The organism is Candidatus Frackibacter sp. WG13 (assembly GCF_900114655.1).
In the GTDB taxonomy this organism is placed as follows: Bacteria; Bacillota; Halanaerobiia; order Halobacteroidales; family Acetohalobiaceae; genus Frackibacter.
In genome coordinates, this window is record NZ_FOTT01000029.1 from 19,687 (window position 1) to 30,521 (window position 10,835).

Below are 10,835 nucleotides of genomic sequence, written 5' to 3' on the forward strand. Positions count from 1 at the left end.
GAGCAAATTAAACATTAAAAAAGGCTAGCTTGGTTGATATCCTAAGCTAGCCTTACAAAGTCATTTTTTAAAAAGTAGGTTCGATTAAACCATAGTCTCCTGCTTTACGTTTATAAACTACATTCACTTCTTCAGTAGCTGCATTAAAGAAGACAAAGAAGTCATGATTTAAAAGATCCATCTGCATGATAGCTTCTTTAACTTGCATCGGCTTCATTGCAAACTTCTTAGTCTTAACCACCTTGGGGTCACTTTCAAACTCATCATCATCTTCTTCGATAGGAATAGTTACGTTATCAGCTAAAGATTCTTTTAGCTCTCTTCTCTCTTCGCGAATTCTACGATTAATCTTTGTTTTATATTTGCGAATCTGTCTTTCTAGTTTTTCTATAACGCCGTCGATAGAAGCATACATATCTCCTGTCATCTCTTCGCCTCGTAGAATTAAACCATCGATGTAAGCAGTAACTTCGACAATATGTCTTTCTTTTTCGACTTCTAGTGACACATGTGCTTCCATAGGAGGTTCATTATCAAAATATCTCTCAATCTTACCAACCTTCTCTTCAACATAATCCTTCAGCGCATTAGTAATGTCAATATTCTTTCCTCTAATGATAAATTTCATAGCCAACCAACTCCCTTCTTATCCTTATGTCTTCATCTATAGTATAGATATTCGACAATAATAACAGAAAGTCCTGCCAAAATATACTTAATTTTATTTTACCCTAATGAATAGGCTAAAATACTATAGATATAAAAAACCTTAGCATTATAAATAATGCTAAGGTCTTTATTGCTAATTGTTGTTAATCAATGAAACTTAATATATGTTCAGCTTCTCTTTAATTATAACTTAACAACTTTATCAGCTTGTGGGCCTCTATCACTCTCTACGATTTCGAATTCAACTGATTCTCCGTCTTCAAGAGTCTTGAAACCTTCATCTTCAATTGCAGAGAAATGTACAAATACATCGTCACCATCTTCTCTTTCAATGAAGCCATAACCTTTCTTTGCATCAAACCACTTTACTGTTCCTGTTAATGCCACTATAAATTCCTCCTTAAAGAATGATTCTGCAAACTCTCTCAAGTCTACAACTAATAATATATCATAATTAATAGTTACTGTCAATCTATAAATATAAATTTTTATACTCTACAGTATCTTACTCAAAAAATCCTTTGTTCTTTCTTCCTGTGGTTCCCCAAAAATCTGCTTAGGAGGTCCTTCTTCTACAATTCGTCCTTCATCCATAAATAGAACGCGGTCTCCTACTTCCCTAGCAAAGCCCATCTCATGAGTAACGACTACCATAGTCATCCCTTCTTCTGCTAAATCACGCATTACTTCTAATACCTCGCCTACCATCTCTGGGTCCAAAGCAGAGGTAGGTTCATCAAATAACATAATCTCAGGCTGCATAGCTAAAGCCCTAGCAATAGCAATTCGTTGTTTCTGACCACCAGATAATTGGTTTGGATATACATCTGCTTTATCCTTTAAACCTACCTTATCTAACAGATCATAGGCAATCTTTTTTGCCTGTTCCTCACCCATCTTCTTCACTTTCACTGGAGCTAAAGTTATATTCTCTAATGAAGTCTTATGTGGAAAGAGGTTGAATTGCTGGAAGACCATCCCTACCTTCTGACGAATCTGATTAATATTAGTCTCATTATTATTAATCGGAGTTCCTTCAATATATACCTGACCAGAGGTTATCTCTTCCAATCTATTTAAACATCTTAACATTGTACTCTTACCAGAACCACTAGGTCCAATCACTACTACTACCTCTCCGGCAGCTATCTGATTATTAATATCTTTTAATACTTCTAAATCACCAAAATTCTTATATAGACTCTCAATCTTAATCACTGACCTTCAACTTCCTTTCTGTGTAGTTTACAATTCTTGTCATGATAAAGACCATAACAAAATAGAAAAAGGCTACGGCTAAAAAGATTAAGAATGACTGATAAGTACGACTGATAATAAGTCTTCCCTGTCGTGTTAAATCTTTTACTGCGATAACTGAAACTAAAGAAGAGTCCTTTAATAAAGCTATAAATTCATTTCCCAAAGCTGGAATGATTCTTTTAACAGCCTGCGGCAAAATAATATAACGCATCGCCTGTCCATATGACATTCCTACTGATCTTGCTGCCTCCATCTGACCTACATCGATCGATTCAATACCACCACGAACGATTTCACCTACATAGGCACCACTATTCAATCCCAATCCTAAAACCGCTGCAAAATAAGGAGTCAAGTTAAGACCTAAAGAAGGTAGTCCATAATATAATATGAAGAGTTGAACTAATAATGGCGTACCTCTAAAGATCTCTATATAACCCTTTGCTATTCCACCAACTATTTTATTATTAGAAACTCGTGCTAAACCGATTAAAACCCCTAAAACAATTCCTACTCCAACTGAAATAGTCGTTATCTTAATTGTCATTAATGATCCTTTTAACAAGAATGGCATAGCTTCAGCTAAGGATAGATATATTTCTTGCCAATTTACCGCATCTAAAAAGCCTAACAAGTATTCCACATCCTTTCTCTTATAACTTACTGACATTTGTGATTATACATTAATTTCGATAAATATGCAAGAATATTAAGAGATAAAGAAGAAAAAGGATGACTATCTAATTCCTTAGATAATCATCCTTAATTTATAGATTAATTACGAACTTTACTTTCTACCACGATGACTTCCTCTATCCCTGTCATCATCTCTGTCTCTATCCCTGTCATTATCCCTATCATGATCACGATCTTTGTCTCTGTCATCATCCCTATCATGGTCACGGTCTCTATCTCTGTTCCTATCTCTATCACCTTCATTACCTTGCTTATCATCCCTATCATGGTCTTTATCTTGATCGTTCATATCCCGTCTATTATGGTCTTCTTTGTCTTGGCCCTGGTCCTTCTCCTCTTTATCTACTTCATCACCTTGTTCTTTGTCTCTTTCTTCCTTCATTCTTTTGGCAACACTTGACGCAATCTTTCCTAACTCTGCATCATCTACATCACCCTCTGCACTTTCACGAATTGCTTTTATGACCTGACCAGGAGGAATCTTTCCACTAGGATGATTCTTATAGCTCTCTTCTAGCTTAGTTCTTACCTCTTCACTTAATTCTGCTTTTTCCTCTTCAGTTAAGCTATCCATATTCTGAATTGCTTTATCTACCTCATCAAGCTGTTCATCAACCACTGAGTTCTCTGCTTCTTCACGATCAGAATCAATACCAAAGATCTCTTTCATCTTATCCCAGAATCCACTACTCTCTTCTTCTGTTTCAGTACCTGTGCCTTCACTCTCTTCAGTTGTAGTGTCTGTGCTGCCACCCTCATCAGTTGTAGCATCTGTCTCTTCACTTGCTTCATTGTTAGTACTTTCATCTTGGTCCTCTTCAGTATTCTCAATCTGTTCATCTTCTTGTGTAGAATCAGTCTCACCTTGGCTAGTTTCAGTTTGAACTTGCTCCTCTACTTGAGTTTGATCAGTATCATTAGTTCCATCGTCGGCTGCTAATACTGGAAGAACAAAAATACTAGATAATAACAGAGCACCTATTAACATCTTAGCTAATCTTTTTTTCAATATAAAAACCCCCTCAAAGTTTATGGTAATTACATTATACCTTAAACTTTAGTGAGGGGGTGTGATGGTCATCACCATATTTAAAATTATTTACAATTTACTTAAACCATTTTGCATGAATCTTATCATAAGTACCATTCTTCTTTAACTTAGCAATTGCATCATTAAGAGCTTTAGTTAAAGCATCATCAGCTTCTCGAGTAGCAATCCCATACTGTTCTTCTGTAAATGGCTCTCCAACCATCTTAACATCTGGATTAGACATAATATATGCTGCTGTTACTGGCAAGTCATTAACTACTGCATCGGCTCGACCATTCTTTAATTCAATAAAGGCCTGCGTAATCTTCTCATAACGCTTAACCTCTTCTACACCTTCAATCTCCTTAGTAACCTTTAAGTCACCAGTAGTCCCTAACTGAACGGCAACTGTCTTACCTTTCAAGTCTTTTGGTCCTTGAATTCCTTCCGTACCTTCCATTACAGCAATTACCTGTCCTGCATTAAAGTATGGCTCTGTAAAGTCTACTGCCTTCTCTCGTTTCTCTGTAATAGTCATTGCCGAAACTACAATATCATACTTCTTAGCATTTAAGCCTGGAATAATTCCATCAAAAGCCGTATCGACAAATTCTACTTCAAAGCCTAACTCTTTACCAATTGCGTTCATGAAGTCAACATCAAAACCAACAATCTTACCATCAGCATTATGATACTCAAATGGTTTGTAAGAAGCATCACTACCGATAATGATCTTACCTCTTTCTTTAATCTTATCTAATGTTGTTCGTGCTTTTTCTGTTGACTTAGTCTCAGTCTCTCCTCCACTACACCCTACTGCTCCGACTACTAAAGCTAGTCCTAATAACGCTACTAAAAATAACTTTACTCCTCTACTCATCCTTATTTCCTCCTCTTTTTTGCTTTGATCCTTTAGTGACTTAAATCAGTAATACGTTAATTATAATTATACACAAGTTGATATAAATATGCAAGGAGTATTGAAAAAATTTATAATAACAAAAGTGCACAGCAATTAAGCGTGCACTTAAGAAAGATTATAAAATTTTAGTACTTACCTAGCTGACCTGGTTTTTGCCCCCACACTCGCCTGCTGGGAGGTTCGCTCAAGGGGTTTCCTTCCTACTACTACTCCTCTCCAATCGATCTCTTACTGACAATTAATTAAAGCCAGAATATTATGTACCGACTTGTGTCATGCCAATATGCTACCAATTAGGCAGGACTTATTCCTAAACCGCACCATGCTCAGTAATCATTTTGAGTACCTTACGTGGATCGTTTTGCCTGCGACTAGCATCGACTTTCAACCACAGACCTAAGTAAATACTATATACCTATTATAAAGATATTTTTTTGAAATTGCAAGTGAAACAAGAGAAATCTACAGTTCGTTGAATCAAAAAATTATCTTGGTACTCTTCAAATGTAACATCCTTTAATTCATTCAATTCCGTCAGATACTTTTTTAAATGCTCTAGCTTTCTGTAAAGCATTTCGCGATTCACCCTCATTAAACCCCTCCTTGAACCAATCATCCTCTTTAAAATTATCCCAATAATGTCTACTTAACCACCGCCAATCATTATACTTCTTCATAATATAGGTCTGATATTCAATGAATTCGTCTTCATTACCAAGAAGTAATTTACCTTTAACGATTGCTTCGTAAGCTAATAACATATCTTTTTCATAAATAATAGAGATATCCATTTTATCTTCGGGAAAATCTAATATCTTCTTTACTAGATAGATTAGCTTTAGATAATTGTCCGAATTAATTCTCATCTCTCCATCTAATATTAAGCCAATATCGATATCTGAATTTTCTGTTGGATAACCGTTAACAGTAGAACCAAATTGGACAATATACTTAATCTTCTCTTTGAGGTTAGTCATAATTTACACCTCTTTTATATTAAAGTTATATCAATTCTTGATTTTTCTTCTCTAAATCATATAATTCTTTTAACACCGGCTTAAACTGCTGTAATTTTTCAGAGTCGTTTTCCATAATTAATCTTAGTTTATCAGGACGTTTTACCTTTTTATTTACGTTAAGCTCTAAATCTATCTTAGCAATCTTATCTCTAATCTCTCGTTCTTTCTCTTCTGTTTCGGAAGTGTCATCCTTCTTTTTAAGTAACCAATGCTTTCTTGCCATTAACTCTACTAAGTCTTGATAAAGGTCAAGTTGTTCTTCTATCATTGTTAAAGCATTTCTTTCTTCAGTCATTGTTAGTCTCCTTTCTTTTTTTAGTGAGTATCTGTGTCAGTATCAATGTAGATTTTTTCATCATCTTGCTCTTACTAACCCCTATTTAATTATATTATGCTATTTTACCTAAAATTGAAAGATAATTTAGGATTTTGATTTACGGCTTTAATTAATCATTTTCCACCTTGTTTTTAGCTTCCTTAATTAATTCTTCATCGACTTCCAATAATTCTATCACTTCTTCTTCACTAAAACCTTTATCTAAAAGTTTAATTATTGAATTCATTTTTTCTTCTTTTCTGCCCTCTTTTCTGCCCTCTTTTTTTCCTTCTTTCACTCCCTTAATCCATCCTCTCCGTTTAGCAACCTCTTCAAAATCTCCCATTACTTGCACCATTCTTCCTCCTTTCAATTTCTCTAACTCATCATAAAGAATTTTTTGTTTTAAAACATCCGTCAATTTTATCGTACTATCAACAAAAATAAACAAATCCCTAATCTCTTTTTTAGAATAACCTCTTTCTAATAATAACCTCATTAGTTTTAACTTGAATTTTAATTTTTGCTCTTCATTATTTTCGATTTCCAAAGCATATTTAGTTGCCAATACAACTAATGCAAATGGATTTTCATCTTTTAATAAATCAACTTCATTCTTATTCTTTATCTTATAAGTCCTATATTTATAATCTAACTTAGTTCCAAAAAAATCATATTGATATTGATTAGGCTCATAATTTAAATCATCATCTGTAAAAATAACTAAAGCTGCAATCTTCTTTTTATACCTATCATAGATCCTGTAAAAATAAGAAAACATTCTTTCGCTAAAATTCTCATCCCTGTAACCTTGTACTTCGATATGAATTAATACCCATTTTTCCTGGCCATCTTTCAGATATACCTTGCTCAGTTTATCCACATATCTTTTCTTCTCTTCCGCTTCTGGAGCTATCTTCTGTAATTCTTTATCTAAAAATTCATATCCCTTTTTAAAATCAATTTCATTAGCTAAATCTGGTAAAAAGAAATAGACAAAATCTTCGAAACAACTCTCAATAATTTTCTTCCAGTTTTCATCCTGCATCTTAATTCCTCCTGTTTCCCTTTAAAACAATATTAGGTTGCAGGAATATTATACCAAACATTACTATACTTTGCAACGTTTGTTCGCTTTTTTTAGTTATTAGTTTATTATTATTATACAATCATTAAAGAGAAAATGTCAATGAGATTAAATGAATAAGAAAATTCCGCTACCTTAATAGGTAACGAAATTTATTGATTCTTTCTGTAGTTCATAGCATTTTCACTTATTTCTTTAACACTTTGACCTTCCATTATATCTTGCTGCCACTTAGTATAATCAAATGGTTCTTTAAGCATAAGAGTAATAAAACGTTCAGCATCTACTCTACCCAATTTTTCAATCAAAATATTCATCCCTTCACTTTTTATAATTGCATCAGTTCTCATTCTTAACCCTCCATTTCATTTATAAATTCAATCGGATTAATAATTTTTATTTCTTCAACCTCTGAATTCAATAGCTTTTTATCTGTAGTAAGAAAATAATAACATCTCGCTTCTATAGCACATGAAATGTACAAAGCATCTTTAGTTTTAATACCTTTATCTTCTAACACTTCAGCAAACTTTAAAATATCGTTTGTTTCTTCTAAATCAACTACGGCTATTGATTTCCATTCTGAAATAACTTCTTTCCTCTCCTTAAATGGATTCATTTGATTTTCATATTCTAATATATATGACCATGCTAAATCATATTTCCCATTAAGTATTTCTTTTTGAATAAAAAGTTTCGCTTCAGTTTCTAAACGTATTTTAATCTGTGTTTGATCATCAAAGGGTCTATTAAAACAGCAATTATCTAAATATATCCTCATAGGTAATTTCCTCCAAAAAGTAAATATCTTTCATTTTTATTATACTCTATAGATATATTCTTTGTCAATCTGATTTTAAAAACAAACCAAAAAAATAACCGCTACCTTAATAGGCAACGGACTTTTGTAAAAGATTATTTTTAAAATTTCAATCAAACAATTGAAATTTCTTTTCTATTAATCTTTGGTCTTACCATCTTTCCTGAAAAGCTAACTTTTAGAATATCATGGGGGTTAGAATCAGGATTAATTTCTTTAATAACTGCCTTATAATCCTCATCTTTTACTAACTTGTCAATATATCTACTATAAACTGCTGGTACATAGCCTAATTTATATTCCTTATTTGTAGTCCAAATTTCAATTGCATGCATATCATACATATTATCCTCTTCAATTTCAAAATGTAAAACTTGATCAACTTGCAATTCATTAAGTGCTTTTTCACCATCATAATATCTCCAACCAGCAATGTTAAAGGTAACAGTTCTATCTTCTTTAGTCTCATCAATAGGTGTCATAAATTCTAAAGTATCAGTATTTAGTTTTCCACCAGTTCTTTTTAATTCCTTAAATGGTTTATCTTGTCTTTTCTTGCCGTTTAATCTATTAAGAAAGGGAGCAAATAAAGTTTTCGAAATATAGGATTCATCCAAATCATCAAACATTTTAATAGGCCTGTAACCCATCTTCATAGCAAAATCAATACTTCCTCGTTCATCTTCATCTTTTCGAATATATTCAAAATAATAATATCCTTCTTCTCTCCACAATCTCCCAATTACAATTCTATTACGAGTTACAGGATCCTTCCAAACTACTAATAATTCATTTTTATGTTTGGAAATAACCATAGTTAATCCCCTCCCTCCTTGTTTAGTATACTTATAAGTCTTCTTCTTCGTTCCAATAAAATCTTTGTAACAAGCTTTTTATGATTTTCTTCCATAAATTCATTAGAAACTTTATTGATAACCCTTATGAGTATATTACTGTCTAAATCATCTAATTTAGAAGCAAACTCCAGATATAGCTCATTATAATGATTAGATAAGTAATAAAGCATATCAAGTTGCGAAAGTTCCTTATCTTTTTCTAACTTAATACATGATTGACAACCTTCAATATATGAATTAAAACAATTATCATCTTTAAACATTTTAGAAATTTTATTAGGCAATAAGTTCCTACCTAATGAAGAAGCATTATCATAAATTGGTGCTAATCTACAATCTGAATTTCCTTCTTTTGAAATAATTATACCCCAATTTTCTTCATGTCTATCAGGTTGACCAATAAAAGCATCAAAAAGTAATAGATTAATAAAATCATCGATCAGTCTATATTCTTTTAAATCTTTTAATATATTGTCTAAAATATAATTTCGTCTATTATCTTTTGTAACATCAACACTCATTAAGTCTATTCCTTCTCTCAAACTTTCATCTCTATTTAAAAAGTTATAACTTATACATCCTTGTTTCTGCTTAAATATAGCTAAATCAATCTCTGGCATATCAAAATCTAAAAATTTACCTATTTCTGATACTATTTTTTCAGCCCAATGATCACCATAATAACAGTCGTAATCTTCATTATACTTTGGCCTTTTAAATAAAGCCTTTTTTCTTGTTTTCGGATCAACAAGCCAATAGGATGTACTATACCCTTTTCCCTTACGAATTATTTCCCAATTACTAACGTCAAGAATTTTATATTTTTTATTATTCATTTTAATTCCTTCTTTATAATTAAATTATACATTAATTATCTTTTAATGTAAACCTAAAATTAACAATTCCAAATACTAATTTTACTTATTAGCTTATTCTATAAAATATGAAATTGCCTTCTCAAAATTCATAATTATTAAGAAAAAATCGGGACTAGTCCCGATTTGAAAAAGTGATATATTTAATTCAATCTTTCACACTCTAATATCTACATTACTACCTAAATGAGGTTGAGCAGCCTTTTGAATCGCTTTAGTGTTCTCTTCCATACCTTCTAATAGTTTACTGACTGTAGTACCATCTTGATTCATAGCTTTCTGTAGACTAGTCATACCTAAAGCCTGTCTCACACTTGCTAGCTGGCTTTGCATTGCAGAGGATATCTCCATTCTTATCACCTCATTCTATAGAATTATATCTTTTCATCTATGATTAAACCAACCATCTCTTTAATCTTACCGAGCATATCTAATACTTCTTTCGGAGGGATCTCTTTAATTACTTTATTAGTTTCACTATTGATTACTTTAACCATCATCATTTCTGATTTCTTATGTAACTTAAACTCTAGTTCTTCATGGAAGGTCTGTACTGCTTCGTTAAGTTGTTCTACTCCTTCTTTTAAATCTTTTTTGCTAGCTTTCTTCTCTTCTGATTTCTTGGCATTAGGGTTATTACCAGCAGCCTGATTAGCTTTACTTATCTTTTCTGCATTTTGAGTTTGGTTGGTTTGGGAAGCTACTGAATCTACTGGTTGACTGCTGTTAACTTCAGAAATTTTCATTCTCCATCCCTCCTTTCTTATGCGAAATTGTTCAAATTACTATCTTCCAAAACTATTCTTATTCTGAAATATAGTCTTGAAGTTGCTGCTCATAAAGCCTAACATAATTCGAATCTATGGATTGTCAACCCTTTTTAGGACACTTTTTTCTCGGACATTAACATTCTATATTCTACAGGGGTAAGATAATCTAGTGATCCATGTATTCTGTGATTGTTATACCAATTTACATAATCAAATAGTTGATATTCTAATTCCTCAAAACTACTAAAAATCTTATTAAAGGCAAACTCTGTTTTAACTACTTTAAAAGCAGCTTCTGCAACAGCATTGTCATAGGGGCAACCTTTCTTACTCAAAGAACGATTAATACTAAATGCGTTTAATAGCTGGTCAATAGCTTTATTTTTGAATTCATTACCTCTATCAGTATGTAAAATGTTAATTTCATTAAGTGGTCTCCTAATACTTAAAAAAGCTTTAGTAACAAGCGATGCAGTCTTATTTTTACCAGCAGCATAGCCAATGATTTCACGAT

The 10,835-nt window shown here is 32.4% G+C and carries 16 protein-coding genes; all 16 read right to left on the bottom strand.

The features are described from left to right. Positions 1-67 precede the first annotated feature (67 nt). Complete coding sequence (hpf, locus tag BM077_RS12495; RefSeq protein ID WP_089750912.1) at positions 68-628, bottom strand: ribosome hibernation-promoting factor, HPF/YfiA family; 561 nt, start codon at positions 626-628, stop codon at positions 68-70. Between the two features lie 224 nt (positions 629-852). Beyond that, positions 853-1,056 carry a cold shock domain-containing protein gene (locus BM077_RS12500; RefSeq protein WP_089750921.1) on the bottom strand — a complete coding sequence of 68 codons (204 nt, stop codon included), beginning with the start codon at positions 1,054-1,056 and terminating at the stop codon, positions 853-855. A 108-nt stretch (positions 1,057-1,164) separates the two neighbouring features. Next, positions 1,165-1,887, bottom strand: a complete 723-nt coding sequence (locus BM077_RS12505; RefSeq protein ID WP_089750922.1) for an amino acid ABC transporter ATP-binding protein — start codon at positions 1,885-1,887, stop codon at positions 1,165-1,167. Beyond that, positions 1,880-2,503, bottom strand: a complete 624-nt coding sequence (locus tag BM077_RS12510; protein WP_445082271.1) for an amino acid ABC transporter permease — start codon at positions 2,501-2,503, stop codon at positions 1,880-1,882. Before BM077_RS12510 ends, BM077_RS12505 begins: the two co-directional genes overlap by 8 nt. A gap of 213 nt (positions 2,504-2,716) precedes the next feature. Beyond that, positions 2,717-3,634, bottom strand: a complete 918-nt coding sequence (locus tag BM077_RS12515) for a hypothetical protein (protein WP_089750926.1) — start codon at positions 3,632-3,634, stop codon at positions 2,717-2,719. A gap of 97 nt (positions 3,635-3,731) precedes the next feature. Next, positions 3,732-4,535, bottom strand: coding sequence for a basic amino acid ABC transporter substrate-binding protein (locus BM077_RS12520; RefSeq protein WP_089750928.1), 804 nt, complete (start codon positions 4,533-4,535; stop codon positions 3,732-3,734). A gap of 563 nt (positions 4,536-5,098) precedes the next feature. Beyond that, on the bottom strand, positions 5,099-5,554 hold the full coding sequence (locus BM077_RS12525; RefSeq protein WP_089750930.1) for a nucleotidyltransferase domain-containing protein: 456 nt from the start codon (positions 5,552-5,554) through the stop codon (positions 5,099-5,101). Positions 5,555-5,579: 25 nt separating this feature from the next. After that, the gene (locus BM077_RS12530) at positions 5,580-5,891 is read right to left on the bottom strand and encodes a hypothetical protein (protein WP_089750932.1); all 312 of its coding nucleotides are present in this window, start codon (positions 5,889-5,891) and stop codon (positions 5,580-5,582) included. A 151-nt stretch (positions 5,892-6,042) separates the two neighbouring features. Continuing rightward, positions 6,043-6,960, bottom strand: coding sequence for an RpnC/YadD family protein (locus BM077_RS12535; protein WP_089750934.1), 918 nt, complete (start codon positions 6,958-6,960; stop codon positions 6,043-6,045). Positions 6,961-7,151: 191 nt separating this feature from the next. Next, positions 7,152-7,349, bottom strand: coding sequence for a hypothetical protein (locus BM077_RS12540; RefSeq protein WP_089750936.1), 198 nt, complete (start codon positions 7,347-7,349; stop codon positions 7,152-7,154). A 2-nt stretch (positions 7,350-7,351) separates the two neighbouring features. Further along, complete coding sequence (locus BM077_RS12545; protein ID WP_089750938.1) at positions 7,352-7,780, bottom strand: type II toxin-antitoxin system VapC family toxin; 429 nt, start codon at positions 7,778-7,780, stop codon at positions 7,352-7,354. Between the two features lie 152 nt (positions 7,781-7,932). After that, on the bottom strand, positions 7,933-8,634 hold the full coding sequence (locus BM077_RS12550; RefSeq protein WP_089750940.1) for an HIRAN domain-containing protein: 702 nt from the start codon (positions 8,632-8,634) through the stop codon (positions 7,933-7,935). 2 nt (positions 8,635-8,636) lie between these two features. Further along, entirely contained in the window at positions 8,637-9,512 is an 876-nt protein-coding gene (locus tag BM077_RS12555) for a HipA domain-containing protein (RefSeq protein WP_089750942.1), read from the bottom strand. Positions 9,513-9,707: 195 nt separating this feature from the next. Next, positions 9,708-9,902: a putative motility protein gene (locus BM077_RS12560; RefSeq protein ID WP_089750943.1), complete on the bottom strand. Its 195-nt coding sequence runs from the start codon at positions 9,900-9,902 to the stop codon at positions 9,708-9,710. Between the two features lie 23 nt (positions 9,903-9,925). After that, positions 9,926-10,297, bottom strand: a complete 372-nt coding sequence (locus BM077_RS12565) for a flagellar protein FlaG (protein WP_089750945.1) — start codon at positions 10,295-10,297, stop codon at positions 9,926-9,928. A 134-nt stretch (positions 10,298-10,431) separates the two neighbouring features. Further along, positions 10,432-10,835, bottom strand: a 404-nt coding sequence (locus BM077_RS12570; RefSeq protein ID WP_143079005.1) for an IS3 family transposase, incomplete at its 5' end; no start/stop codon positions are given.